Genomic DNA, 26,357 nt, shown 5'->3' with positions numbered 1-26,357 from the left:
GGGGGCGCAACGGATTGTAGGGTGTATGTCTAGACCTGATCGTTGGCGACTAGTGCGCCTTGTCGCAGTGATTTTTGCCGCGATCACCTTGTCGGCAGCCGCAACGGCAGCAACAAGGCTGAGTGACGCTGGCCGCGCACGTGCCATGGCACTGCTTCCCGCACTTGTTATGGAGCAGACGCTTGATGCACACCTGCGACTCGCAGACATCCGGGTAGGCCTTCAGGCCGCCGAAAGAGACGCAACTCGCGCCCGCCTGCTGAAGGAACTGATTTTCTACCATATGGATACGGGAGTCGCGGACGGCCTGCTGGCCACCGCCTTGTCCGCACAGGCTTTCGGCGAGAAAATTGCTGATCCCGAACTTCAGGTCTATGGGCTGCTTGGCGAAGCGGAATATCACTCACTGAATGGCGAGATCATCAAGGCTAAAACACTCATCGAGGTGGCGCAAAAACTTGCGCTGGAAAAGGGCGACACCCTTGATGTTTTCCTGACCGATTCCTCGATGGCGGCGCTTGGGCCCGACCTTGGTGACCTGCTTGAAGGGCTGCTGTCCATGACACTCGCCGCCAGCGACCTGCCGGACACCGAGCGCGGCAACCGCATGCGCCTGCTGGCACACCTGACGTTGGCCTATATTTATACCGGCGTCGAAGAGATCGACCAGATTGTTGAAAATTACGCCCGCGCTCTGGAAATTGCCCAAAGGCACAATATTCCGCTCGACCGGGAAACCATCCTCTTCAATATCGCCGGCGCGCTTAGCGACATCGGCGAGAATGACCTCGCGCGGCGTTACTATGAGGGGCTTGATGTCGTCTTAAAACAAACCGGCCACGTTGAGGGGCGATATCACGCTCTTTATGGCCTGGCGTGGCTCGCATACGACGCGGAAAATTATGATGAGACCATCAAGCTGTCGCTGGAGGCGATCAACAACTACAAAGGCGAGCCCGGTTTCGATGTGGAATTTTATGACCTTCTGGCAACAGGATACGCCCGGCTGGGAGACGCAAAACAAGCGCGCATCTACCGCAAAACCGTGCTGGATATGTACGAAGAATACCCGGACCTGAAATATGAGGGCATTGAAGCCAATGACCAGTTGACCGAAGCCTATATCCTGCAGGCGGAAGGCCGGCACGCTGACGCGTTCGAGGTATTGAACAAGGCCCGGCGCGGACTGTTGAACGCGCAGTTCGCGGACTTCCAGAACAGCGTGACAGACATGCGCTCAAGCATTGTCACCATGGTCGAAAAACAGAAAGCCGAAAACGCCCTCTTGGACGTTGAAAATGCCTATAGCAGGCTGTTGTTCACGCTGGTGTTCCTGGTGGCCGCGGGAGCAACCACACTTCTGGTCCTGCAGCGGCGCCACAACAGGGCCATGGCCGAGGCCAAGCGCCATGCGGAAATGGCAAACAAAAGCAAATCCGAATTTCTCGCCAACATGAGCCATGAGCTCAGGACGCCGCTTAACGCTATTCTCGGCTTCTCAGAGATGATGCAGCACAAGGTCTACGGCGATGTCGGCGCAAAACAGTATGAAGACTATATCGCACACATCCACGAAAGTGGGCGGCTGCTTCTCGACATCATCAACGACATTCTGGACCTGTCGAAAGTTGAATCAGGCCGGTTGATTGTCCGTGATGAGATCATCGCCCTGCCTTCCTTGTTTGAGGATGTCTCCCGGCTCATTGCGCCGCGCGCGAGCAAACAGGCCATCAGCTTGAAATCGAATGTCCCACCGGGCTTCCCCCTCCTGAAAGCTGACAGCCGCCTGTGCAAACAGGTGATGCTGAACATCGTGGGCAATGCCGTCAAATTCACCGAGCCGGGTGGCAAGATAAACCTTCGGGCCTTCCAGGTGGATAATGGGGGTATTTGCATTGAGGTTGAAGACGACGGTATCGGCATGAACCCTGAAGAGCTTGAAATCGCCCTTACGCCATTTGGACAAGCAGGCACAACAGCAACACGCTCGCATGAGGGCACAGGCCTTGGTCTGCCGCTGGTGAAAAGCCTGATGGAGCTACATGGCGGCTCACTGATCCTGCGTTCGGTCAAAAAGGTTGGCACCGTGGTACTATTGTCATTCCCGGCTGACCGTACCATCAGCGACGTTGCGGAAAAGCAGCAAGAGCATAAGGCGGATCAGAAGTAAAACTTCAGGCCACCAATGATGGCCCCACTGCCTCGCGGACCATTGAGCGAGCTATCTTCATACATCAAGGTCAGCTCAAAAGTGTCAATGAACGCCGAAAGGCCGATCCCCCAGTCCCAAAGATTCGCACGGTCCTGCCGCATATCATAACCAAGGCGGCTGATTATGGTCAGTTCAGGGATCGTCGGCACCGGCACCTCAAGGTCGGCGAATACATAAAAGCTGTCGCTGTCCGGGGCACTCCAACGGCCATCAACGGCGTAGGTAACGCCGGTGCGAATAAACGCAAGGCCAAAGTCGCGCGAAACCGTGCCTGTTATCTCGGGATAATAGCTGCTGTCACCACCGTGGATGCTGTCAAGCTCCACCGACAGATCGTAGGTGAAACCGTCCGCATCAAAATTATACCCTGCGTAGAGATTTGCCTTCGCATCACCACCCGCACTTTCACTGATCGCTGCGACACCGCCGCCAACGTAAAAACCGTTATCGTGATATAAACCGACGGATGCCATGATGGTCGGGTCCTTATCGCTCAGGCTAAGGCCCCGGTCGCGATAATCGCTGGTGACGCCAACATAGCCATCAACGCTATACGGCTTTTCATCCTGTGCGAATGAGACTTGGCTCAAACATATGGCTGCAAGCGCGCCTAGAAGAATGTTCTTCATCTACCTATCCTAAAATGGGCCTTTCATCGGCTCCGGTGCAATCAGCAACATCGGATCAAGCCGCACGTTGCGCCAGTTCACGCGCCAGTCAACATGCGGGCCGTTTGCACGCCCCGTCTGGCCAATGGTACCAATCTGCTCGCCCTGCTCTACCGTATCACCTAGCTTCACGTCCACACTGTTCATGTGAAAGAGCGTTGATGTCACGCCAAAACCGTGGTCGATAATGATGATGCCGCCTTCAAGCAGGAAGTCTGGGACCGCGAGGCGCACGACCCCGGGCGCCGGCGCCACAATGGGAGTACCAACCGATCCGGCGATATCCAGGCCATAGTGCGGGCTTCTTGGTTCGCCGTTCAGGATACGCTGGCTACCGTAAAAGCCGGAAAACCGACCTTCCGCCGGGCGGATAAAACCTCTTGTCCACGCAAGCGCGTCGGTCAGGTGGCTGCGAGCTTCGCGCACCATGCCTGTCTCGCGCGCACGCCGTTCGCGCCACTCAGGTGGTGGTGTAACGGTTTTCGGCGGCAGGCCATCCACACGTTCAATATCAAACTGCCGGGCCTTGACTTTGATCACCTGTTCTTCACCGGTGCCGTCAACCTGCATGACGGTGAGCGTCGCAGTGGCCGCCGCGTCGCGGCCAAACCCAATTACGAAGTAGCCGTCAGGCCCGACCTTCACACGCTCGCCATCAAGGCTGACCCTCACACCCGGCTTCACTTGCCCCCACAGCATGCCACCTTGCGCAGCAGTGCCCGAAAGCTCAACCGCAGACGCTGGCAAACCAACGCTGGCAACAAAAAAAACAAAGGCGAAAAGTTGTGTAAGCAGCTGTTTCATAGCACTCCATCTGGCGGTTAAAGGCGGCAAAATTACGGCGTGTTTCAAAAGACTTAGAGCAAACTTCCCTGTCGCCCATCATCTTTCGGCCTGGGTTGTGGCTTGGGCTTTGTGAAAGCTTTTTCCTTTGGCTTGGGGGACGGCGGTGCCGGTGGCACGGTGCCTTCTCCCACGACCTGCATATCACTGACATCATCTGAAAAATGCACCTTGACCCGATCACCTGCACTCAATTGGCTCGCTTTTGTCACCGGTTTACCACCGGCGTCTTCAACAAGCGCATAACCGCGGTCCAGCACACGCTCATACGACAGGCTTTCCAACATACGGCCAGAGGCTTCGAGCCGACGGCTCAGGTCGTCAAGGCGCCGGGCATAGGCTGGCTCAAGCCGCCTGGCACTGGCGTTCAACTGCTCACCGCGATAGCTTGCAAGTTGCCGGAGGCGTCCCACACTCAGGCCACCCACCAGCCGGTTCAACTGCGCTGACTTGATCTGCGCGACGGCCATAAGGCCGCGTGGCAGGCGCTCCGACAGGTCATCCCAGCGCTGCTGCGCAAGCCCAAGAATATCCTTCGGGCTCGGCAGGCCGCGGGCAAGCCCCCGCAAGCGCTCTTCACGGTCGCGGATCATCGCGCCCTTGAGGCCCGACAGCCGCCGCCCGAGGTCAGCGATATAGACCCGCAAGTCCTCGCGCACCGGCACAGCTTTTTCCGCCGCACCCGTAGGGGTTGGTGCCCGCAGGTCAGAGGCATAGTCAATCAAGGTAGTATCGGTTTCGTGCCCCACGGCGGAGATCAGCGGAATGTCGCTTTCCGCTACCGCACGCACCACTATTTCCTCGTTAAAAGCCCACAGATCTTCAATCGAGCCGCCGCCACGCGCAACAATCAACACATCCGGCCTTGGCATGGCGCCGCCGCCGTCCATCGTGTTAAAGCCTTTGATGGCTGCTGCGACTTGTGCCGCCGCCCCCTCCCCCTGCACCAGCACCGGCCATACCAGCACGTGACGCGGGAAACGGTCATTCAAGCGGTGCAGAATATCGCGAATCACCGCCCCAGTGGGTGAGGTCACCACGCCGATCACTTTGGGCAGGAAAGGAATGGGCCGCTTGCGCGCCGGGTCGAACAGGCCTTCAGCCGCCAGTTTTTTCTTACGCTCCTCCAGAAGCGCCATCAGCGCACCGGCACCAGCCGGTTCCATATTCTCAACCACCATCTGGTATTTGGACCGCGCGGGATATGTAGTCAGCTTGCCGGTGCAGATCACTTCAAGGCCGTCTTCAGGCACAAAAGCGAGCCGCTGCGCGCTGCCGCGCCAACACACACCGTCCAGCACTGCGCTGTCATCCTTGAGCGAAAAATACACATGGCCCGATGCCGCACGCTTAACCCCCGACAGTTCCGCGCGCACCCGCACATGGCCGAAGCGGTCCTCGACCGAGCGTTTGAGCGCACCTGAAAGCTCCCACACCGTGAACTCATAGGCATTGCTGGCTGAGGAGGTTTCACTTCCCGGCATTTCCGGCCAATTGTCTGACATGCGTGATCCCTATTCCGATTGTCGCACCCGCCACTTCAGGCTTGAGTGACAGGGAACCTATGATACAAGGGAGCAGCCTTCAAGCAACCCACCATATGACAGGTGAAAAATATGAATATTCTCGTCCTCGGCTCCGGCGGCCGCGAACATGCCCTTTCCTGGAAAATCGCGCAAAGCCCCATGGTGGACATGCTCTATTGCGCGCCAGGCAACGGAGGCATCGGGGACGTCGCATCATGCGTGGACCTGGACATGAGAGACCATGACGCTGTGATCAGTTTCTGCCGCGAGATGGAGATCGACTTTGTGGTTGTGGGACCAGAGGCGCCGCTGGTCGCGGGCCTTGTGGATGACCTCGACCACGAAGGCATCCTGGCTTTCGGCCCCACCAAGGGCGGGGCGCAGCTTGAAGGCTCCAAAGGTTTCACCAAGGACGTGTGCGCCAAATACGGCATCCCCACCGCCGCGTATGGCCGGTTCGATAACGCAGATGCCGCCAAGGCATATGCCAGCGAACAAGGCGCTCCCATTGTGGTCAAGGCCGATGGTCTTGCGGCTGGCAAGGGTGTTATCATCGCGCAAAGCGTGGAGGAAGCCCACGCCGCCATCGACGACATGTTCGCCGGTAGTTTTGGTGACGCGGGCGCCGAGGTGGTGATCGAGGAATTCATGACCGGCGAGGAAGCCAGCTTCTTTGCCCTGTCGGATGGTAAAAACACCCTCGCGCTTGCAACCGCACAGGACCATAAGGCCGTGGGCGAAGGCGATACCGGCCCCAACACCGGTGGCATGGGTGCCTATTCACCCGCCCCTGTGATGACCGACGCCATGTGCGACCGCGTAATGACTGAAATCATTGACCCCACTGTCAAGGCCATGGCCGACATGGGGCACCCCTATAAGGGTGTATTTTTTGCGGGGCTGATGATCACTGATGAAGGGCCAAAGCTGATTGAGTATAACTGCCGCTTCGGTGACCCTGAGTGCCAGGTGCTGATGACGCGCATGACGTCCGACATCGTCCCGCTTCTGATCGCGGCAGCCAAAGGCGAACTCGACGGCCATACTGCTGATTGGTCAGACAATGCGGCGCTCACGGTAGTGATGGCAGCCAAGGGCTATCCCGGCAAATATGAAAAAGGCACCGAAATCAGCGACCTGGCCGCAGCTGAGGCTGAAACCGGGGCGCATATCTTCCACGCAGGTACAAAACGCGAGGAAGAGAAACTGCTGGCAACGGGAGGGCGCGTACTGAATGTGACAGCCACCGGCAAAGACGTGACAGAAGCACGGGCCCGGGCCTATGCCGCTGTGGATACCATTACATGGCCTGATGGTTTTTGTCGCCGCGATATCGGGTGGCGGGCGGTCGCGCGCGAGAAGGCCTAAAGCCTGACCACCATGCCGTGCCGTGGGTCGCCGCCTGTGTTAAACAAGGTGGTTATCACGTCCTGCGCGCCTTCCATGCCTTTGTATTTGGCAAGTTCCATCCATGGGCTATCGCCCTCGCTGACACGTTTGTAAAACGCCTGTTCCGCCGCTCCGTATTTTTCCGTCACGCCCTGCGGGGTCCAGTCCTTGTTGCGTTTCTTGATTTGAACCGGCGCGAAGAAGAACAGCGGCTCCGGTCCCGGCACTTCGCCCGGGTCAAAGGTTTCGGCGTGCGCTGCCGTGCCCGCAAAGCAGTCATATACAAGGCCGCCGCCAAAGTATTTATGCACCCGCAGGCGAAGATCATTGTCGCCGGAGAAATCCACATAGGTGGTGGGCACGCTTTTGTCTAACGCCTCAAGCGCATCATAGGACACCACCTTGTCATAACAGCCGAGGCTTTCGACAAAGTCTGCATTGCGGGCCGACGTTAGGGCCACTACCTCCACATCGTCCTGCCCTTCAAGGCAATATGCTGTGCCATACGCCGTTTTGCTGGACGCACTGGAGATCAAGAGGCGCTTCGCGCCAAAGTAGCTATTATCTGTCAGGAAATCAGCCAGCATGAACGAGGTGATAAAAAGCGGACGGAACAGCATCTGATAGTCTTCCATATCAGGCGAATAGCCGACATCCGCGCTGCAGCGCATGTAGAAATTATACGCTGAAACCAGCTCCTGCCGATGTGGCATGCCATCATAGAAGCCACGCGCGCTGACACGGTCAGGCCGCAGACGGAAATGGCTGGCAATCGGAAAGTATCCATAAAAACGCTCACCGGGTGCAACGCCGTCGACGGTCGAAGCCACAACGTCGGCGAATCCCCAGACCGGCATATGACCCCAACCTTCCTGGCCGGTGGGGAAAAACTTCCAATATTTCAACCAGTCCCCCAGCGCCGCATAGGTGATATTGTTGCTGGAAAGGCCAAAACGGTCGATCGAAACCAGTATTTCACCCGGCTCCAGCGCCAGGTCTTCCTCGCGCGCGTTGATATCCGTGGTGCCAAGCGCTGATTTATCTGTAAAAAGTCGTGTGACCGTCTCAAGATTAGCCATAAATACCCCTCCTCCTCATCCAGTTCATGACGATAAGGCGGAAAGGTGAAAAATCCACCACTTACTGTAGAAAATATAAGAAGGCTACGAGTGGAGGTTGAACACACGCGGTAAACTTGCGGTAAGTGTTCACTCGTCTTGCTCACGCGCCTTCACTTTGAACGGCGGGAAGACGATGCTGACCCGCGTACCATAACCGGGACGGCTGTCGATCGTCATGGTCGCATTCAGCTTTTCCGAGAAGGCGGAAACCAGCGGCAAGCCAAGGCCTGAGCCTTCATGGCGACGGCTCAGACTGCTGTCCACCTGACCAAACGGACGTTTGGCGATTTTGATCTCCTCTGCCGTCATACCAATGCCCGTGTCGGTGACGCTGAGGCACAGACCCCCGTTGCCCGTTTTCTCAAGTTTCATCGAGACGCCGCCGCCGGGCTCAGTAAACTTGATGGCGTTAGAGAGCAGGTTAAGGGCAATCTGCTTGATAAGGCGCTCGTCGGCCTCAATCAGTACCGTCTGATCAAAGTGATGTTCAAGTGAGAGACTCGCTTCAAACGCTCGCTGCTGCACAAGCGTCATGCACATTTCAAGACTTTCCAGTGGATTGATCCACGTCAGGTAAGCCTCAAGCCGCCCGGCCTCAACCTTCGAGAGATCAAGGATATCATTAATGATAGACAATAGGTGCGTGCCACTTTCATGAATGTCCTGCGCATACTCCTTATAGCGCGGGCTGCCAAGAGGGCCCACCATCTCATCGCGCAAGATTTCGGCAAAACCGAGGATGGCATTCAACGGTGTCCTGAGCTCATGGCTCATGTTCGCGAGGAACTCAGATTTTGCCCGGTTGGCCAGCTCCGCCGTATCCTTCGAGCGCTGCAACTCCTGCGCCTGCACAAGGTCTTCAGTCACGTCGCGGCCGATGAGGAGCAGCATCGGCTCCCCCTCAACATCCACTTTCTGGGCAAAAATACGGAAATGGCGGATCAGGTTGCCACGCGTTTTGACGGTGGTCGGCACATCGGTCATCGACGCCGTCATCTTCAGCTCCTCGACAAAGCGGCCAAGGAAGGTCTGGTCCGCCCAGATATCAAGCCCGGACGTTGTATGGCCGATAACCTCATCCCGGCGCCGACCAAATACATTGAGGAACGCCGGGTTCACGTCAATAATTTCACCGTCCGCAAGGCGAGAAATGAGCATCACCTCAGGCGTCAGGCGGAAGATATTGCGGAAAATACTGTCTGCGCGCTCAAACTCGCGATCCTTGGCTTTTTGCTCGGTGATATCATAGAAACATCCCGCCACACAGGTCTTGCCGTCCCAGTCAATCACACTCGCCCGGCAGGTCACCCAACGGGTTTCACCGTCCTCGCGAACAAGGCGTACTTCATAACTCTCGGGCGCTACGCCGCGATGTATACGCTTTTCATAATATTCTCGCACGGTGGCTTGGTCTTCCGGATGAACCCACCGGTCAACTCCGCCCGCCAGAAAAGCCTGCATCGTATCGGTAAAGCCAAGAATCCTGAGCAAGGTCTGGTTCGCAAAGACGAACTGGTTACCATCGCGCACCATGACACCTTCAGCCAGGGCGTCCAGCAGTGCTTCCTTACCGTTCATGTCAGCGGATTTCCTCAGTAAAGACAGCTTATCTCTACCCAAAACATTGTCCCCTAAGCTGCCCCCAGCGCAATTCGGCTAAAAGCATAGTTTTAATAAGCAAAATTGCAATGCCCAAAGACGTCGCTCGTGCAGATGCCAAGCGCCATGAACAAATTTCCCCTTATTCACCCATAACACACTTAAAATTTTATTTAAGCGGTTCTCGCCTCCCATTTACCTCATCGCCGCAAAAAACCGTATCCGCCCTAAAAACAGAACAAAATTCCACAGTCTTTAGAGGTTTATAAATTTATTTGTTGCACAATCCCCAAGACAGCGAATGGAGCTTTGGTTTCAGGTCACCCCTTTTAAAATAAGGCCGTGACAACTATATAGGATTGATATATACGAGTATCGATAACTAAAAGTGGCTTAAGCCACTGAACTAAAGTGGCAAAGCCACATAGCAAAACGCGAGGATGACAGTGAGGAAAATACTTAAGCTAGTCGCACCCGTTCTGGTGCTGGCAGCTGGAGTTGGTTCCGTTATGGTGCTAGCTGCAGCTAAAGAAGCCCCTGAAAAGAAAGAAGAAGTAGCGCGTCCCATCTCCCTTTATGTGGATGAGGTGCGGGCTGAAAACGTCGTGCTTTCTGTCAGGACCCAAGGGGAAGTTCGCCCTAAAACAGAGATTGATCTCGTGCCGCAGGTATCTGGCCGCATCGTCTCTATCTCCGAATCATTTGCTGAAGGTGCCGGCTTTGCCCCGAATGAGGTTCTCATTCAGATCGAGGACGCCGACTATCAGCTTACCGTGACCAGCGCGGAAGCCCGGCTTGCCGAAGCTAAGGTGAAGCTTGAGCAGGAAATGGCTGATGCACGCATCAAGCGCAAGCAGTGGCAGGACTGGGTGAAAGACGGGGAGCCAACTCCCCTTGCGCTGAACCAGCCACAGGTAGCCGAAGCCCAGGCCAAACTGCGGGCTGCTGAAGCTGATCTTGACAATGCCAAGCTCAATCTGTCGCGCACCAAGATCAAGGTTCCGTTCAAAGGCCGTGTTCTGGAACGCACCGCAGGTGTGGGCCAATATGTCACCGTTGGTGCCAAACTTGGCCGTGTCTTTGCGACAGACAAAGTGGAAATCCGCCTGCCGCTGACCGACAGCCAACTGTCTGAACTGAACCTGCCGATCGGTTTTGTTGCCTCGGGCGACAACGCACCGGCAGTGAACGTACGCGCCAACCTTGGTAGCGGTGAACACGTCTGGAAAGGCCGCATCGTTCGCACTCATGCCTCCGTCGATAAGCAGACACGCCTGATGTATGCGGTTGCTGAGGTCGAAGACCCGTATGGTAAAACCTCCGCTCGCGGCATGCCTCTTGCTGTCGGGCTCTTTGTTTCCGCCGAAATCGAGGGTGTGAAGGAACAAAGCGCTCTCGTGATGCCACGGGACGCCCTCAGAAGCGAAAACAAGGTCTATGTGATCAAGGATGACAAGCTAGAAATCCGGTCTGTTGACGTGCTGTCAACATCTGCCGAGCATGTCATGGTTACGGCCGGTGTTGCAGCGGGTGAAAAAGTTGTAACCTCTCCGGTACGTGGCGCACATGAAGGAATGTCGGCAGTGCCGATCACCCGTAGCGCCAAAAACGATCTTGACAGCGCTTCGCGCTAGGGGAGGCAACCATGAATAAGCTTATTGAATGGTGGGCACGCAACGCGGTTGCTGCCAACCTGTTGATGGTCGGTATCTTTTTGGCCGGCATCGCAGGATTCTCCTCAATGGAACGGGAGATGGACCCACAGATCCGTTTCCCCGGCCTTGAGATTTCCGTTAGCTGGCCGGGCGCTGGCCCACAGGAAGTAGAAGAACAGGTTGTCGCCCGGATTGAAGAATCCGTGCGTGACCTCGACAATATCGAATGGGTGCGTTCGACCTCTGCCGAGGGCTTCGGGGAAGTTTACATCCTTGCCGAACAAAGCGTCGACTTCACCCAGTTCATGAATGACGTGAAAATCCGCGTTGATTCCATCTCCAGCATGCCACGCGATATCGAGCCGCCGCGGGTTTCCCAGTGGGTAAACCGGGACGAGTTTATCCGAGTGGCTGTACACGGTGACCTGGGCGAGCGTGAGCTTAAGCGTTTGGCAGAAAAGCTGCGGCGCGAAGCAGCGCAACTACCTGCCGTGTCAATCGTCGAACTCTTTGGCGTGCGCCGTGAGGAAGTCTCGATCGAGGTATCGGAAGAGTCCCTGCGCCGCTATAACCTGAGCTTTGCCGATGTTGCCGCGGTGATCCGTACCAACTCGCTCAATACCTCGAGTGGATCTGTCCGTACAGAAGCTGGGGAATACCAGATTACTGCGCGCAATATGGCGGATACCGAGCAGGACTTTAACAATATCATCGTACGTCAGACCGAAGGTGGTGCCACCATTCGCGTGGGCGATGTTGCCAACGTGGTTGACGGGTTCGAGGACAATGAAATCCTCGCAACCTTGAACGGTGAGCCTGCCGTCCTTCTGCAGGTGATGACAACCGAACGCATGGATATCGTCAAGGCGTCGGAGTCCATCAATAAATGGATCACCGACCGTCAGGAGAGTTTGCCACAGGGAGCCAAACTGACGCTATGGACCGATAACAACGAGGCCTTCCAAAGCCGGATGAGCACCATTGGCGGATCTGCCTTCATGGGGCTTATCCTTGTTGTCATCGTGCTGATGCTGACGCTTCGCCCCAAGGTAGCCTTCTGGGTTGCGATGGGCATTGCCACGGCATACGCCGGGGCGTTTATCCTGCTGCCGGGCCTTGGTATCTCCATCAACATGCTGTCTACCTTCGCTTTCCTGCTCGTACTGGGGATCGTGGTGGATGACGCCATTGTGGTGGGCGAAAGTATCCACACCGAAAGCCAACGCACAGGCGGCGGTATTACCGCGGCCGTCTTTGGTACTCAACTGGTAGCTAAACCGGTGATATTCGCGGTCCTGACCACGATTATCGCCTTCCTGCCATGGATCTTCATCGATGGTTCCACGTCCGAGTTTACCCGCCACATCACCTGGGTGGTAATCATGGCGCTGGTCTTCTCGCTTGTAGAATCCCTGATGATCCTGCCCGCACACCTGTCGCACCTCAAACCACGTGAAAAGCTGGGCCGGTTTGGTCGCTTGCAGAAAAAAATCGCAGACGGCATCACCAACTTTGCCCAGCGCCGGTATCGCGGCATTGCACAAGCAGCGGTGAGATACCGCTACATTACCTTCAGCGCTTTCATTGCTATTCTGATTTTTGGCTTTGGCCTCTTTAGCACCGGCTACGTGAAAAAGAGCTTCATGCCGGAGATCGAGTCCGATGAAATCACCGTCAACGTGGTCCTGCCTGAAGGGGCATCCTACAATCGGGCTCTCGACATTCTTGCCCAATTGCAGGAAGGCGAACTTGCCCTTGTTGACGAAGTGAATGAGCGCACAGGCGGCGAAGGCAAGTTGATTGAAAACTGGTATACCCGGTCCCGCAGGGACAGTGTACTGGCGATCGTCAAGCTTGCACCACCTGAGTTGCGTGACATGTCGGCCAAGGATGCGTCCATCCGCCTGCGGGAGCTGATCGGTGACATTCCTGACGCGAAGGAAGTCTCGGTTCGCTATACCACGAACGATAATGACGCGGGCTTTGAGCTGTCGGTCCGTCATCCGGACCTCAACCTGCTGCGTGAAGCTGTCGGTGAACTGGAAGACCAACTGCGCACCTATGAAGCGCTCTATGATGTTCGCAACAACCTTGAGGGGGCGTCGGAAGAGATCCGCATCACCCTGAAGCCGGGCACGGAGAAACTGGGCCTTACACTCGCTGACGTATCCCGGCAGGTCCGTCAGGCTTATTATGGTGAAGAAGTGCAGCGTATCCCGCGTGAAGGCCAGGACGTAAAAGTCATGGTTCGCTACCCGCGTGAAAGCCGCCGGTCGATCGAAAGCCTCAAAGACTTCCGTGTTCGTACAGCCGACAATACAGAAGTCCCGCTGATGGCGGTGGCAGAGCTTGAATATGCCCCAGGCATCAAGCGTATCCAGCGCTGGAACGGTAATCGCGCGGCTCGCGTCAGCGCGGACATGAAGGAAAATATCCGCGGTCAGGTGATGGAAGACCTGAATGCAAACTTTTTCCCCCAATGGGAGAAAAAGTACCCGGGTATCATCCGCGGCGCGATTGGCCAAGCCGAAGGTGAAGCACGTTTCATCGCGGAAGTCATGAAGCTGTACGGCATGGCGCTCTTTGTCATGTACATGATGCTGGCGATTGCCTTCCGTAGTTACTGGCAGCCGATCGCAATCATGGTAGCTATGCCTTATGCCTTTGTGGGTGCCATCTTTGGTCACTTCGCAGTTGATATGACCATGGCCATTTTCAGTTACTTTGGTGTGGCCGCAGCCGCTGGTGTGGTGGTGAACGACAACCTGGTGCTTGTCGATTACTGCAACAAGCTGCGCGAACGTGGCATGGCGCCAGTCGAGGCGATTGTGGAAGCGGGCGTTGCACGTTTCCGCCCGATCCTGCTGACGTCCGTTACCACCTTCGTCGGTCTTGTGCCAATGATGATGGAACGGTCGATCCAGGCGGCCTTCCTGCAGCCCATTGTGGTTGCGCTGGCATCTGGTGTCCTGATCGCCTTCTTCGTAACGCTCTTGATGGTCCCTGCTCTTTACTCAATCGGGGATGATCTGGGCCGCGCGGCTGCTGGCGGTAAAAACCGGGTTAAAAGGCTTCTCGGCTTTGGCCCCCGTGGTGAGAAGGCACCGGCTGAATAAGCCATGCCGAAACATGTCAATAAAAAAGGCCACCAGCACAGCTGGTGGTCTTTTCTTTTACTAACGCAGCAAAGCCGGGCTTAGTAGCCTGCCGCGTGTGACCCCGGACGGCGTGGATCAGCCGCCCCCATCAAAAGGCCGTTCTCACCCCGCACAACAGACTGTGCGGACCCAAGGACGCTATCAAAGGCTTCCCTCGGGTCGGTTTTGACATTGTGGCCCATCTTGCCAAGAATACGGCGTGTATCGACGGAATGACCGGGCTCCATAAACAGCCGGTCCGGGAACCACTGGTGGTGAATACGGGGAACCGTGATCGCGGCCTGAACATTCATATCAAACTCCATGACGTTGAGCACAGCCTGCAATACCACCGTGATAATTGTCGACCCACCGGGGCTGCCGGTTGCCATGTAAGGCTCGCCATTTTTGAACAACAATGTCGGCGTCATGGAACTCAACGGCCGTTTACCTGGCTCGATCGCATTGGCTTCTCCGCCCAGAAGGCCAAACGCATTTGGCACGCCCGGCTTGGCAGAGAAATCATCCATCTCGTTATTCAACAGGAACCCTGCCCCTTCAACCGACTTGCCGTTGCCATAGGTAAAGTTCAGCGTATAAGTGCTGGCAACCATATTGCCCTGATTATCCGCCACCGAAAAATGAGTGGTGTCGTGGCTTTCGCGGTCGAGGTCTGGAGCAGGGCCAATCTCGGTCGACGGCGTAGCGCTTTCAAGGTTTATCTTGGCCCTGATCGCTGCCGCATAATCCTTGCTTGTCAGCGCTTTCACCGGCACCGGGTAAAAATCCGGGTCACCCAGATATTTGGATCGGTCCGCGTAGGCATATTTCATCGTCTCGGTCAGTCGGTGAATGTATGCCGCGCTGTTATGGCCAAGCGACTTGAGGTCCCAACCCTCAAGCACATTGAGCATCTCAACAACGTGTACCCCTCCCGAGGAGGGCGGCGGCATGGTTGCCACCTTGTAGCCACGGTAGGTGCCTGTGATGGGCTGCCGCTCGACAGCCTTGTAGTTCTTCAGGTCTTCATGGTCGATGATGCCGCCACCGGCCGTCATCGCCGCGACCAGCTTGTCAGCTACCGGGCCTTCGTAAAAACCTGCGGAGCCTTTGTCCGCGATCAGGGAAAGCGTATGCGCAAGATCAGGTTGTTTGAACGTCTCTCCCGGCTCATAGCGGCTACCATCAGCCTTGAAATAGTTGGCACCACTGACCGGGTCAGCCTTCAGGCGCTTCTCATAGCGGCCGAGGCTGTCATACAGCGACCATGTCATGGGGAAACCTTCACCTGCAAGACGAATGGCCGGCGCCATCACGTCCTTGAGCGACATGGAGCCATATGTCGCCAGTGCGGTCGTGAGCCCCATCACAGTGCCCGGCACACCACTGGCTTTAAGACTGAAACGGGAGCGGTTGTTGTCAACATTACCCGCTTCGTCAAGGAACATGTCCTTGTGCGCCCGCGCGGGTGCCATTTCACGGTAATCAAGCGCGATGACCCGGTCCTCGCTCTTCAGATACACCATCATGAAACCACCGCCGCCAAGATTGCCTGCCTGCGGGTGCGTCACCGCAAGCGCAAAACCGGTGGCAACTGCCGCATCCACAGCGTTACCGCCGGCACGCAGAATCTCAAGTCCTGCCTCACTGGCATAATATTCCTGGCTGACCACCATGCCATTTTTGGCAAGTGTGGGGTGGAACTGGGTATCATAAATTATGATGGGGTCTTTGTTCTCGGCCACTGCTACATGGGTAAAGGCCAAGAAGGCCACCATAACCATGGCGACTTTACGCAGCACTTGCATGCTTAGCTCCCTTGTTTTTCAACTGTCTATATTTGCTTTAGACGAACGCCGTCATCATAATGAGAGTTTACGCTGCGTCCAGCCCTGACCGAACTTTAAGCTGGCAATGTCTCTGAAGGCAAACACGCGTACGCGTCGGGTACGCCAGCACCCAGATCCAATATGGTATGGTGTCGCAGCGCGCCAAAGTGCTCAAATTGAATGCCCGACAATAGAAAGAGAGATTGATCAAACTCAAAAACGGCAAAAAACTCACCCGCGTGGCTGGCGGCATGACGAATGGGCAAGACCAGCACCTTCGCGTGATAAGTCCCCTTGTTGGTGACGATGTCTCGTTCCCCGCACGAACCGAACGGCTGGTCCAGCATCGCGTTATAGAAGGCAAGCTGGTTTTCTCGGCTCTCCGGCGTTTGCAAAAGGTTCAGAAAATCTTTGCCCGTGTGCTCGTGGCCAAGTCGGGTAACAATTTCTGTTCCAACAAGACGCGAAAGAAAGTGGGACCGGCTGAGACGCTCGACAATAACAATGCGCCCCATAAAGTCACGCACCTCCGAGGGGTGAAAATCCTCCCGGGAGGGCAACAGGGCACCTGAACGCAGCCCTTGCCAATATGTGATAAACGGCTCAAAACAAGCCAACATGGCAACCACCCAATATAGTGCTTTGCAACTATGCGGGGTCAGGCGTTAACTTAACGCTAACAAAATGGCCTGATCCTACAGGCAACCGCAAAGGAAGGACATAGCGTGAAAGAAAAGATCAGGGCTCTATATTTTGGCGACAGCGACAAAGCTCACCGTTTTCGCCTTGGCCTTCTTGTCTTTGACCTGATCACCATTGCGTTTTTCATCTTCTCTTCCATGCTGGAGTCCGGGCCCCTTGTACGCGTGGCAGATGTTGTCATTGCGCTGGTGCTTCTCCTTGAATTTCAGGCGCGCCTGTTGATCACAAAATCAAGGCTGCGCTTTATATTCAAATTCGACACCCTGGCCGACCTTGTCGTCATCTTTTCGCTTCTCGCACCGATATTCCTCGATAACCTTGGCTTCCTTCGGGTCGTGCGTATGCTGCGCCTTCTCAGATCCTATCATATGCTCAATGCACTGAGGCGCGAGTTTTCATGGTTCAAGGCGAACGAGCAAATCATCCAGTCATCGGTAAACCTGGTGATCTTTATCTTTGTGGTCACAGCCATTGTTTATGTGCTTGAATCAGGCCGCAACGACGACATCGGCAATTATCTTGATGCGCTCTATTTCACCGTTGCCACACTGACAACCACCGGCTTTGGCGACATCACCATGGACGACACCCTTGGCCGCATGGTCGCTGTTGTCATCATGGTGTTTGGTGTCGCGCTGTTTTTACGGCTTGTGCAGACCATCTTCCGCCCGACCAAGGTACAGCATGAGTGCGACAGCTGTGGCCTCAGTCGTCATGACCCCGACGCTGTGCACTGTAAACACTGTGGCGTGGTACTGAACATCCCGACGGAAGGCGATTGGACATAACCGGCCAAACCCGGAATCTAAAAATATAATAAAAATGCCCTACCTCCGGTCCCGGATGCCAGGCCATTGAATAACAAGTATTTTTCCCCGCCCCCATTATCAAAGGAATATAGAGGATCGGCAGTTGCATGCCGGTCCTTGATCAGCTTTTGATCTGAGCCGCCCTCATACCAACGGAAACTTCACGCAAGTTGCCGTAAGCCTTATCCCACGACGGCCAAAACGACGATTGGACGATTGGGCGGAATTCCCCGCGACTTGACTAAGGGAGATATGAGATGAGTACAGTTCATGGTACACTGATGGGTGATGTGCTGGCAGGCACCACTTCCGACGACGAAATTTATGCTTATGGCGGTGCAGACGCCCTTCTGGGCGCTTCTGGCGATGATTCGCTCTATGGCGGCGACGGCGACGACTCCCTTGAGGGCGGCGCAGGCGCCGATGTCATTGTTGGTGGCAGCGGCTCAAACGAACTGACAGGCGGCGTTGGCGCTGACACCTTCTTTGTTGGTGCAAACAGCACAAACGTTATTCTGGATTTCGACGCCACAGAGGGTGACCTTATTGACCTGTCGGGTTTGGGGTTTGGCTCATTGAGCGCAGTATTGTCTGCGTCAGCGCAGTCAGATACCGATCTTAACATTGATCTGCCTGATGGTAGTTCGCTGACGGTTGAAAATGCGACATGGGCAGAAGTATCCGGCAGCATTGACCTGACCACCCCAAGCGTGGGCAACCTGACGCTGAATGGCACGTCGGAAGACGACACCCTCAGTGGTCTGAGTGGCCATGACAGCATTTACGGTAACGCAGGTGCAGACTATCTCGTCGGTGAAAGCGGTAACGACTATATTACCGGTGGCGAAGGCGAAGACACTGTGCAAGCCGGTTTTGGCAACGACACATTCTTTGCTGGCCAAGGCGACGATGAAGACGACATGATTGTCGGCGGATCGGGCGACGATACCCTTGGCGCAGGTGGTGGCGATGACTTTGTCATTGGCGACAACATGCAGACCGAGGTAACCGGCGATGTTGGTTCCGACGTTATTTATGGCGGCGCAGGCGAAGACGCCATCGTGGTAGACAGCTGGCTTGATGCCGATGCTGATGGTGAGTTTGACGAAGGCGAGGCCGTGGTGAACGGTACTGCCTCAAACACCGTCTGGGCGGGTTCTGGCGCTGACTCAGTCTATGGTGCTGCCGGTGCAGACATCATTGGCGGTGGCGACGATGAAGACCGCATTTTCGGGCACGCTGGTAACGATATTCTCTACGCTGGTACCACTGACTCCGACGACAGCCTTTATGGTGGTGCCGGTGCTGACCTTGTCTTTGGTGGTGACGGCGATGACAATATCCAGGGCGATGACGGTAACGATACGCTTTATGGCGGTGACGAAACCGACGTTGTCGCTGGTGGCAGCGGTGACGACTATCTTTACGGTGGTACCGGAGACGATGAACTGAGCGGCGGTGCCGGTTCAGACACCTTCTTCTTCGCTGGTGCGCACGGTGATGACGAAATCACCGACTTTGACGTGGATTCGGATACCTTGTTCCTCGCGAACGCTACCGCGAACTTCCAGTCCATGGACGATGTTATCAATGCAAGCACTGCAGAGACGGTTGATGGCACATCAGGTGTTATGATCGACACCGGTGATGGCTCCAGCATCTTCATGGCTGGCCTCACGATGGCGACAATGAGTGACGTGGACGTCACCCTTTAACCGGTTCGATATAATCATTCCGAAAGGGCCCTCCGGGGCCCTTTTTTTTTCCGCTGGTTACGCCTAGTTTCTCCGCTCCACAATGTAAAATACTCATAAATACCATGTCGACACGCAGCATTTTTCTGCTGCTCCCCCAAGGGCATAACCGGACTGCCTTTTTTTAGCCCCCGCACGCCCTTTTTCTTCTTACGATCCGCTTATAGCGCTGCTCAAGAAGCCAACAGAAATCTCACCTGAATTAAACTATTCATCTTCCGACGACGGATAACACCAACCTACAGGCTTTACTCTCAAAGGGAGAAGTTCGATGAGTATTATCAATGGTACAGCCAATGCTGAAACACTGATTGGCACAGACGGTCATGACCGCATTACAGCTTATGCAGGGGCGGATATCTCTGCCGGCCTTGATGGAAACGACACCATCTTTGGCGGGTATGGCGACGACTCGATTTCTGGCGATAGCGGAAATGACTTCATGAACGGCGGCCAAGGGAAAGACACCATCAGCGGCGACGCCGGAAATGACGCTATTTTTGCTGGCTTGACGGATAACGATGACGACCTGTTTTCAGGTGGAGCCGGTGACGATATCATCGGTGGTGGTGCAGGGAGCGACCTGGTTGTCGGCGATGAGTTTGGTACCTCCGGCAACGTGGGCGCTGACCTGCTGTTTGGCGGCGCGGGTGATGACACCTTGGTTGCCGGCGGCTGGACAGACGCCAACGCCAATGGCTCATTCGATGATGGCGAAGCCACAGTCGGAGGCAACGCGGGTAATATCATCTGGGCTGGGACAGGCTCTGACATCGTTTATGGCGCAGACGGCAATGATGCCCTTGGGGGTGGCGTGGGCACTGATGTAGTGATAGCAGCAGACGGTAACGACCTTCTGTTTGGCGGTCTTGGCGATGGCGCCGACACCCTTATGGGCGGAGCAGGGAATGATGGTGTCTTTGCAGGCTCTGGCGCTGATAGCCTTGATGGCGGCAGCGGCGATGATGCGCTATTTGGCGGTTCCGGCGCAGATATCATCGCCGGAGCAGAAGGAGACGATCACATTTATGGTGGTCTGGGTGATGATCAACTCACTGGTGGCGCAGGCGCGGACACCTTCTATTTCGCCGGAAACCACGGTGTGGATGTGATCGCCGACTTTGATGCAAGCGAAGATACAATCTTCCTTGCCAACGTGGCTGCCGCTTTCGACAATCTTGGGGATGTTATATCCGCCAGCACGGAAACAACCGTGGACGGTGAAGCCGGTGTCATGATCGACACCGGTGATGGCTCCAGCGTTTTCATGGCTGGTCTGGACCTGACGGCCATGCAGTCCGTGGACGTCACTTTGTAATAAGCTGCGGTGAATAATTCAGACGGAAAGGGCCCTGCGGGGCCCTTTTACCTACCCCAAAACCTTACCGGTGCGCGCCAGCGCAAGCTCTTGCTGGCTCAGGCCCAAAACGTCGCTCAACACAGCGTCCGTGTCCTCGCCCAGCATCGGCGGTGCCTTGCCATATTCAATACCTGACTTCGAATAACGGATCGGGTTGGCCACCGACGGCATCAGCGTGCCGTCTTTGGCTTTCAGCGCCAGTTCGATTCCCCGCGCCTTCACCTGCTCATTGGCAAACACCCGGTCAATGGTGTTGATCGGGCCGCCGGGCACATTTGCGGCTTCCAGCACATCACCCCACTCATCCGTTGTGCGCCCGGCAATGATACCAGCGACAATCGGCACCAGAACGTCGCGGTGTGCCACGCGGGACGGATTGGTACGGAAGCGATCGTCTTCTGCCAGTGCCGGCATACCCGCCGCCGCGCAAAAACGAGCAAACTGGCCGTCATTACCGACAGCCAAAATCATGTGGCCATCCTTGGTGGCAAAGCTCTGGTACGGCACGATAGTGGGATGGGAATTACCCTGCCTTTTTGGTGCATTACCTGACACAAGGAAATACGACCCCTGATTGGCAAGCATCGCGGCCTGCGTATCCAGAAGCGCCATATCGATATGCTGGCCCTCGCCTGCCTTTTCACGGTGATAGAGCGCGCCCATGATGGCCACAGTGCTATAAAGGCCGGTAAACAGGTCTGTCACGGCAACACCCGCGCGCTGCGGGCCACCGCCCGGCAGCTCATCTGCCTCACCGGTGATACTCATCAGCCCGCCAAGTGCCTGAATTAGCAGGTCATAGCCCGGACGGTTGGCATAAGGCCCTGTCTGGCCAAAGCCGGTGATGGAACAGTAGATCAGGCCGGGGTTAATTTCGGCGAGGCTGGTGTAATCAAGGCCATATTTTTTCAGGCCACCAACCTTGAAGTTTTCGATCACAATATCGCTTTCAGCCGCCAGCCGCTTTACCAGCGCCTGCCCTTCCGGCTTGGCAATATCTATGGTGACAGAGTGCTTCCCCCGGTTGGCGCACATGAAATAGGCAGAGAGCGGAGCCTCACCTTCATCAAAAAATGGCGGGCCCCAGGTGCGGGTATCATCGCCACCGTTCGGGTTCTCAACCTTGATCACCTCCGCGCCAAGGTCCGCCAGGCACTGCGAGGCCCATGGACCCGCGAGAACACGGCTTAGATCAAGAACGCGGATACCGCTTAAGGGGCCTGCCATAAATCACCAGGCCTTACATGAAGGCCTGAAGGCCGGTCTGCGCGCGGCCAAGGATCAGGGTGTGGATGTCATAGGTGCCCTCATAGGTATTCACCGTTTCAAGGTTCACCATATGACGGATGACATGGAACTCATCAGAGATGCCATTGCCGCCGTGCATATCTCGGGCCATGCGCGCGATATCAAGCGCCTTGCCGCAGCTGTTGCGTTTGATGAGAGAAATATTCTCGGGCGCCGAACGGCCTTCATCGAGCAGGCGGCCAACCCGCAGGCAGGCTTGCAAACCAAGGGTGATTTCCGTCAGCATGTCGGCGAGCTTCTTCTGTACCAGTTGGTTCTGTGCCAGCGGACGGCCAAACTGCTTACGGTCAAGCGTATATTGCCGCGCCGCGTGCCAGCAGAACTCAGCTGCGCCCAGCGCGCCCCATGCAATACCAAAGCGCGCTTTATTCAGGCAACCAAACGGCCCGCCAAGGCCGGATGCGTTTGGCAGCAGATTTTCTTCCGGCACCACGGCCCCATCAAGCACGATCTCACCGGTGATGGAGGCGCGCAGGCTCATCTTGCCTTCGATCTTTGGGGTGGAGAAACCTTCGGTGCCGCGCTCCACGATGAAACCGCGGATCTTGCCGTCAAGCTTGGCCCACACAACCGCCACGTCGGCGATCGGGCTGTTGGTGATCCACATCTTGGTGCCGCTCAGCTTATAACCGCCGTCCACCTTCTCGGCACGCGTACGCATGCCGCCCGGGTCGGAGCCATGGTCAGGCTCGGTAAGACCAAAACAGCCAACCATCTCACCCGACGCCAGTTTAGGCAGGTATTTTTTTCGCTGCTCGTCAGTGCCATAGGCAAAAATCGGATACATCACGAGCGAGCTTTGCACCGACATGGCGGAGCGATAGCCGCTGTCCACACGTTCCACTTCCCGCGCGATCAGGCCATAAGCCACATGACTGACATTCGCACCGCCAAATTCTTCGGGCAAGGTCGCGCCCAGAAGGCCCATCTCGCCAAGCTCCGTCATGATCTCGCGGTCGAATTTTTCATGGCGGTTGGCCTCAAGGATGCGCGGCATCAGCTTGGACTGGCAATAGTCCCGCGCGCTGTCACGCACCATGCGTTCTTCTTCCGTCAGCTGATCATCAAGGAACAGCGGATCTTCCCAATTGAATTGCGGCTTCGACATGAAACTTCCCTTGGCTCATTCGGTTTAAATGATTTTGTTGCATGTATATAGCAATATGGCGCAGCATAAAGTAACATTTCGGACTTAAATCATTACAAAAAGTCATGAACTGGTGCCATGAAACGTAAATTACCAAGCCTGATTGCCCTTGAGTGTTTCGAAGCCGTGATGAAAACCGGCCATGTCACCCGTGCCGCCGAAAGCCTGAATCTGACCCAAAGCGCTGTCAGTCGGCAGATCAAGAACCTAGAAGGTTATGTGCGACAGCCCCTGTTCCGACGTGAGCGCAAGCGTCTGCTGCCTACTGATGCCGCGCGTCAGTATGATATAGCCATCGGCCCCCTTCTGGCCCAGATCGAAAGCGAAACGTTGCGATTGATGACATGGGGCGCCGACGATCGCGTGTTGACGCTGGGCCTGTTACCAACTTTTGGCTCACGCTGGTTGATCCCCCGGCTTGGCGGCTTCACGCAAGACCACCCGGATATTCAGCTTAACATTGTCACCGGCCTGACGCCGGAGGACTTTCACGTCGCCAATACGGATGTTGCCGTACAATATGGCGCAGGCGCCTGGCCTGGGTTCAAAGCTCACAAGATTGTGGATGAGGAGATTATCGCCGTTATCTCCCCCGCGTTGCTCAAGGGCAAGGAACAGATAGACATCGGTGATTATGAACGCCTGCAAATGAGAACCCGCCCGCAGGCATGGGGTGAATGGTTGGGCCGCAACACCGACCCGGCACGCAGCGGCACACAGTTTGAGAATTTCACCATGATGATCGAAGCCGTACGTTCTGGCCTTGGCGTTGCAGTGCTGCCGCTCATGTATGTCGCGAACGACCTGGCGGCCGGTCGCCTGATCGCCCCCTTTGGGCAGGCCATCAAAAGCACAAACGCTTATTATCTCGTCTACGCCGAGGCCCGCGCGGTCATGAAAAAAGTGCAGAATTTCCGGGATTGGTTGCTTCAGGTCAGCTGATGTATTATGCACCTTCGCGGACTCTGGTTCAGCTTCCACGTGCATCGCGCCAGAAAATATTATAGTTTTGTGCAAGGGAAGGTCCCACCGAGCCGCATCCAACGTTCCGCGCCGGAACCCCGCAGGATGAAGCGCCACGGCACAATGACAAAGAGGTACAGCCATTTCGCGTTGTGGACGATATATTCTTGCTGCCGTCATGATTATCTTCGGCATCGTCACAAGCAATGGCGCGATTGCCGAAGGCGAGGATGCACGCAGCTTTCGCCTTTTCCATCCTGACATCGCACCATGGGGGGACAGCGAAACTCAAAACGGTTTCATCGTCGAAATTATTGAAACCGCCTTCCAACGCGCAGGAGTAAGGTACCAAGTTGTTTTCGCCCCCTGGAAGCGGGAACAAGCCGCTGTCCAACAAGGCGGTTATGCCTTCATGGCCCCGCTGACACGCCTTGACGAGCGTGAGCCATTTTACCAGTGGGTCGCCCCGGTTAACATTTCATACCTGCAGCTTGTCACGACCAACCTTGCCCTGGCGAACCTGCCTGTAAATAATCTTCTCGAGTTCCCCATTGCCGCACGCATGGAATCCCCGGCCGAGTTCAACGCCCGCCAACTGGGTTTCAGGGCGATTACTCTGGTTGAAGATGAAGATGTTGGCGCCAGGCTTTTGCACGCAGGTCGGGTGACCTTATGGATGCAGCGGGGACTGCCCGCAAACTGGGCGTATCAGCGCACGGGCGGCATGGTTGGTGATCTGTATACGGTGCAGCGTTGGACCACACCGCAGCAATATCTGGTCGCCTCGCCTGACGTGCCGCTACCCGTTGTCGAAAAGCTGCGCACCGTGCTGGAGGAAATGCGCCTGTCCGGTGAAATTGATAAAATCAAGCAGTCGTTCTTCAACGAACCGATCGCCTGCGAATTGCTTTTCAGCTGCAGACCCAAGCAATAAAAGGCTAACGCGCTTTCGGGATCTGCGACAGTGCTTTTACAGCGCCGCTATGCCCCTGCTCCGCCGCCAGCTTGAAATATTTTCCCGCCTTCTTGGCATTTTGCCCAACACCTTGGCCGTGCAAATATAGAAGCCCCAGCCTGAACTGAGCTTCGGCCAAACCATCTTGGTGCATACCGCTGTCTACAGGCATAGTGAAACCCGGCACGTCACCAGCAGGTGGTACATATAGGTAGTTTCTGCCACTTGACGGCGTGGAAGCGATCTCAAAGTAATGGGCGGCCTCGGGGTATTGCTCATGGCCCTCAAACCAAAGGCCAAGCTGCAACGCGGCAAGACGGTTGCCCGCGCAGCTTTCCTTCATCAAATTCGCAATTTTCGGCTCTGGATGCTCGCTGTCGCAAAAAATGCTGCCAGTGCTTGTGCACCCCGTCACAAACAAACAGAACATCAGCACAATAATCACGCGCAACGGCAACATCGGTCCGGGCATGGAAATCCTCCCCCAATCGGACGGGCAGGATACCAAACTATCGCCCATCTCACTAGGCCGTAAACTCATAAAAGGGATTCCCAAACAGGCGAAGATATGATTCAACGCTTCTCAAATCATTGAGGAGGTTTTGATGCGCCGCCGCCGGTATGAACTGACAGATTATGAATGGTCGATCATAGAGCCTTTGCTGCCGAACAAGCCGCGCGGGGTGCCTAGGGTGGATGACCGCCGGGTGATCAACGGCATCTTGTGGCGCTTTCGGGCGGGAACGCCGTGGGCAGACATTCCCGAAAGATATGGTCCCTACACCACCTGCTACAACCGGTTTGTCCGCTGGCGCAAGGCCGGGGTGTGGGACCGACTGTTCGAGGCGGTGAGCAAAGCCCATGACGGTGACATCATTATGATCGACAGCAGCTGTGTCCGTGTGCATCAACAAGGGGCCACGGCAAAAAGGGGGATCAGGACGATGGCTGCATGGGCCGTTCCCGGGGTGGACTGACCACCAAAATCCACGCCCTCGTCGATGCGGATGGTCTGCCGATCAGGCTTTCGCTGACTGCTGGACAGACCCACGACAGCAAACCGGCCCTTGATCTGATTGAGGACATCAAGGAGGAAGCGATCTTGCTCGCTGACAAAGCCTATGATACCGACGCGCTTCGTGCCTTCACCACAGCGCGCAGAGCTTGGGCCAATATTCCGCCAAAAGCCAACCGCAAGCAGTCCTTTACCTTCAGTAAATGGCTGTACCGACACCGTAATCTCGTCGAGCGTTTCTTCAATAAGCTCAAGCACTATCGGGGCATTGCAACGCGCTATGACAAAAACCCGGAGAATTTCCTCGCCGCTGTAAAACTGGCTTCAGTCTGTATCTGGTTGAAAAATTATGAGTCTACGACCTA

The 26,357-nt window shown here is 55.9% G+C and carries 20 protein-coding genes; 10 read left to right on the top strand and 10 right to left on the bottom strand.

Features of this window, described 5'->3' with window-relative positions; genetic code table 11:
- Positions 1-25 precede the first annotated feature (25 nt).
- Positions 26-2,170 carry an ATP-binding protein gene (locus tag OEU85_RS04830; RefSeq protein ID WP_262690319.1) on the top strand — a complete coding sequence of 715 codons (2,145 nt, stop codon included), beginning with the start codon at positions 26-28 and terminating at the stop codon, positions 2,168-2,170.
- On the opposite strand, the gene OEU85_RS04825 is transcribed toward OEU85_RS04830, so the two are convergent.
- From OEU85_RS04825 to xseA, 3 genes are read right to left on the bottom strand one after another with little or no spacing between them, the layout of a single operon-like run.
- The gene (locus OEU85_RS04825; protein ID WP_262690318.1) at positions 2,161-2,841 is read right to left on the bottom strand and encodes a TorF family putative porin; all 681 of its coding nucleotides are present in this window, start codon (positions 2,839-2,841) and stop codon (positions 2,161-2,163) included. The two genes, OEU85_RS04830 and OEU85_RS04825, sit on opposite strands and share 10 nt — an antisense overlap.
- A 9-nt stretch (positions 2,842-2,850) precedes the next feature.
- Positions 2,851-3,684 carry a M23 family metallopeptidase gene (locus OEU85_RS04820; protein ID WP_262690317.1) on the bottom strand — a complete coding sequence of 278 codons (834 nt, stop codon included), beginning with the start codon at positions 3,682-3,684 and terminating at the stop codon, positions 2,851-2,853.
- Between the two features lie 53 nt (positions 3,685-3,737).
- Positions 3,738-5,228 (bottom strand): exodeoxyribonuclease VII large subunit, encoded by a 1,491-nt coding sequence (gene xseA / locus OEU85_RS04815; protein WP_262690316.1) that lies wholly within the window; start codon positions 5,226-5,228, stop codon positions 3,738-3,740.
- A 111-nt stretch (positions 5,229-5,339) separates the two neighbouring features.
- On the opposite strand from xseA, the gene purD reads away from it, so the two are divergent.
- Positions 5,340-6,617 (top strand): phosphoribosylamine--glycine ligase, encoded by a 1,278-nt coding sequence (purD, locus tag OEU85_RS04810; protein ID WP_262690315.1) that lies wholly within the window; start codon positions 5,340-5,342, stop codon positions 6,615-6,617.
- Here the strand turns inward: purD and OEU85_RS04805 are convergent.
- Positions 6,614-7,717 carry a DUF2855 family protein gene (locus tag OEU85_RS04805; RefSeq protein ID WP_262690314.1) on the bottom strand — a complete coding sequence of 368 codons (1,104 nt, stop codon included), beginning with the start codon at positions 7,715-7,717 and terminating at the stop codon, positions 6,614-6,616. The two genes, purD and OEU85_RS04805, sit on opposite strands and share 4 nt — an antisense overlap.
- Before the next feature lie 129 nt (positions 7,718-7,846).
- Positions 7,847-9,337: a PAS domain-containing sensor histidine kinase gene (locus OEU85_RS04800; RefSeq protein ID WP_262690313.1), complete on the bottom strand. Its 1,491-nt coding sequence runs from the start codon at positions 9,335-9,337 to the stop codon at positions 7,847-7,849.
- A gap of 467 nt (positions 9,338-9,804) precedes the next feature.
- Here OEU85_RS04800 and OEU85_RS04795 point away from each other — a divergent pair, with 467 nt between their 5' ends.
- Both OEU85_RS04795 and OEU85_RS04790 read left to right on the top strand, forming a co-directional pair.
- Positions 9,805-10,992: an efflux RND transporter periplasmic adaptor subunit gene (locus OEU85_RS04795; protein WP_262690312.1), complete on the top strand. Its 1,188-nt coding sequence runs from the start codon at positions 9,805-9,807 to the stop codon at positions 10,990-10,992.
- An 11-nt stretch (positions 10,993-11,003) separates the two neighbouring features.
- Positions 11,004-14,129, top strand: a complete 3,126-nt coding sequence (locus OEU85_RS04790; protein ID WP_262690311.1) for an efflux RND transporter permease subunit — start codon at positions 11,004-11,006, stop codon at positions 14,127-14,129.
- 80 nt (positions 14,130-14,209) lie between these two features.
- Here OEU85_RS04790 and ggt read toward each other — a convergent pair whose 3' ends face one another.
- Complete coding sequence (ggt, locus tag OEU85_RS04785; RefSeq protein WP_262690310.1) at positions 14,210-15,958, bottom strand: gamma-glutamyltransferase; 1,749 nt, start codon at positions 15,956-15,958, stop codon at positions 14,210-14,212.
- Between the two features lie 95 nt (positions 15,959-16,053).
- Positions 16,054-16,599 carry a PAS domain-containing protein gene (locus OEU85_RS04780; protein ID WP_262690309.1) on the bottom strand — a complete coding sequence of 182 codons (546 nt, stop codon included), beginning with the start codon at positions 16,597-16,599 and terminating at the stop codon, positions 16,054-16,056.
- A gap of 105 nt (positions 16,600-16,704) precedes the next feature.
- Here OEU85_RS04780 and OEU85_RS04775 point away from each other — a divergent pair, with 105 nt between their 5' ends.
- From OEU85_RS04775 to OEU85_RS04765, 3 genes are all read left to right on the top strand, one after another.
- Entirely contained in the window at positions 16,705-17,469 is a 765-nt protein-coding gene (locus OEU85_RS04775) for a potassium channel family protein (RefSeq protein WP_262690308.1), read from the top strand.
- Between the two features lie 278 nt (positions 17,470-17,747).
- Positions 17,748-19,205, top strand: coding sequence for a calcium-binding protein (locus OEU85_RS04770; protein ID WP_262690307.1), 1,458 nt, complete (start codon positions 17,748-17,750; stop codon positions 19,203-19,205).
- Between the two features lie 310 nt (positions 19,206-19,515).
- Positions 19,516-20,562, top strand: coding sequence for a calcium-binding protein (locus OEU85_RS04765; RefSeq protein ID WP_262690306.1), 1,047 nt, complete (start codon positions 19,516-19,518; stop codon positions 20,560-20,562).
- Positions 20,563-20,613: 51 nt separating this feature from the next.
- Here OEU85_RS04765 and OEU85_RS04760 read toward each other — a convergent pair whose 3' ends face one another.
- Both OEU85_RS04760 and OEU85_RS04755 read right to left on the bottom strand, forming a co-directional pair.
- Positions 20,614-21,831, bottom strand: coding sequence for a CaiB/BaiF CoA transferase family protein (locus OEU85_RS04760; protein WP_262690305.1), 1,218 nt, complete (start codon positions 21,829-21,831; stop codon positions 20,614-20,616).
- Between the two features lie 13 nt (positions 21,832-21,844).
- Positions 21,845-23,020, bottom strand: coding sequence for an acyl-CoA dehydrogenase (locus tag OEU85_RS04755; protein ID WP_262690304.1), 1,176 nt, complete (start codon positions 23,018-23,020; stop codon positions 21,845-21,847).
- 117 nt (positions 23,021-23,137) lie between these two features.
- Here OEU85_RS04755 and OEU85_RS04750 point away from each other — a divergent pair, with 117 nt between their 5' ends.
- Entirely contained in the window at positions 23,138-24,001 is an 864-nt protein-coding gene (locus OEU85_RS04750) for a LysR substrate-binding domain-containing protein (RefSeq protein WP_262690303.1), read from the top strand.
- Positions 24,002-24,200: 199 nt separating this feature from the next.
- Positions 24,201-24,956, top strand: coding sequence for a substrate-binding periplasmic protein (locus OEU85_RS04745; protein ID WP_262690302.1), 756 nt, complete (start codon positions 24,201-24,203; stop codon positions 24,954-24,956).
- A 4-nt stretch (positions 24,957-24,960) separates the two neighbouring features.
- Here the strand turns inward: OEU85_RS04745 and OEU85_RS04740 are convergent, their stop codons facing one another.
- Positions 24,961-25,497: a tetratricopeptide repeat protein gene (locus tag OEU85_RS04740; protein ID WP_262690301.1), complete on the bottom strand. Its 537-nt coding sequence runs from the start codon at positions 25,495-25,497 to the stop codon at positions 24,961-24,963.
- Between the two features lie 85 nt (positions 25,498-25,582).
- Between OEU85_RS04740 and OEU85_RS04735 the strand changes: the two genes are divergently transcribed.
- Positions 25,583-26,357, top strand: a protein-coding gene (locus OEU85_RS04735) for an IS5 family transposase (protein WP_262689381.1) whose coding sequence is annotated in 2 segments (ribosomal slippage) — positions 25,583-25,898 and positions 25,898-26,357 — 776 coding nt annotated over the 2 segments. Because the reading frame shifts where the segments join, the coding sequence is not laid out codon by codon here. This gene is flagged as partial in the annotation.

It is taken from the genome of Kordiimonas aestuarii, from assembly GCF_025574465.1.
Taxonomy (GTDB): Bacteria; Pseudomonadota; Alphaproteobacteria; order Sphingomonadales; family Kordiimonadaceae; genus Kordiimonas; species Kordiimonas aestuarii.
The sequence above is the reverse complement of the archived record's forward strand: the minus strand, read 5'-3'. Positions and strand labels throughout refer to the sequence as shown.

What these genes read in the sequence shown, in the direction of transcription:
- OEU85_RS04755 (WP_262690304.1), bottom strand. Translation starts at nt 23,020, where the DNA reads ATGTCGAAGCCGCAATTCAATTGGGAAGATCCGCTGTTCCTTGATGAT.
- OEU85_RS04805 (WP_262690314.1), bottom strand. Translation starts at nt 7,717, where the DNA reads ATGGCTAATCTTGAGACGGTCACACGACTTTTTACAGATAAATCAGCG.
- OEU85_RS04770 (WP_262690307.1), top strand. Translation starts at nt 17,748, where the DNA reads ATGAGTACAGTTCATGGTACACTGATGGGTGATGTGCTGGCAGGCACC.
- OEU85_RS04760 (WP_262690305.1), bottom strand. Translation starts at nt 21,831, where the DNA reads ATGGCAGGCCCCTTAAGCGGTATCCGCGTTCTTGATCTAAGCCGTGTT.
- OEU85_RS04745 (WP_262690302.1), top strand. Translation starts at nt 24,201, where the DNA reads ATGATTATCTTCGGCATCGTCACAAGCAATGGCGCGATTGCCGAAGGC.
- purD (WP_262690315.1), top strand. Translation starts at nt 5,340, where the DNA reads ATGAATATTCTCGTCCTCGGCTCCGGCGGCCGCGAACATGCCCTTTCC.
- ggt (WP_262690310.1), bottom strand. Translation starts at nt 15,958, where the DNA reads ATGCAAGTGCTGCGTAAAGTCGCCATGGTTATGGTGGCCTTCTTGGCC.
- OEU85_RS04800 (WP_262690313.1), bottom strand. Translation starts at nt 9,337, where the DNA reads ATGAACGGTAAGGAAGCACTGCTGGACGCCCTGGCTGAAGGTGTCATG.
- OEU85_RS04740 (WP_262690301.1), bottom strand. Translation starts at nt 25,497, where the DNA reads ATGGGCGATAGTTTGGTATCCTGCCCGTCCGATTGGGGGAGGATTTCC.
- OEU85_RS04830 (WP_262690319.1), top strand. Translation starts at nt 26, where the DNA reads ATGTCTAGACCTGATCGTTGGCGACTAGTGCGCCTTGTCGCAGTGATT.
- OEU85_RS04780 (WP_262690309.1), bottom strand. Translation starts at nt 16,599, where the DNA reads ATGTTGGCTTGTTTTGAGCCGTTTATCACATATTGGCAAGGGCTGCGT.
- OEU85_RS04820 (WP_262690317.1), bottom strand. Translation starts at nt 3,684, where the DNA reads ATGAAACAGCTGCTTACACAACTTTTCGCCTTTGTTTTTTTTGTTGCC.
- OEU85_RS04825 (WP_262690318.1), bottom strand. Translation starts at nt 2,841, where the DNA reads ATGAAGAACATTCTTCTAGGCGCGCTTGCAGCCATATGTTTGAGCCAA.
- OEU85_RS04750 (WP_262690303.1), top strand. Translation starts at nt 23,138, where the DNA reads ATGAAACGTAAATTACCAAGCCTGATTGCCCTTGAGTGTTTCGAAGCC.
- OEU85_RS04790 (WP_262690311.1), top strand. Translation starts at nt 11,004, where the DNA reads ATGAATAAGCTTATTGAATGGTGGGCACGCAACGCGGTTGCTGCCAAC.
- xseA (WP_262690316.1), bottom strand. Translation starts at nt 5,228, where the DNA reads ATGTCAGACAATTGGCCGGAAATGCCGGGAAGTGAAACCTCCTCAGCC.
- OEU85_RS04765 (WP_262690306.1), top strand. Translation starts at nt 19,516, where the DNA reads ATGAGTATTATCAATGGTACAGCCAATGCTGAAACACTGATTGGCACA.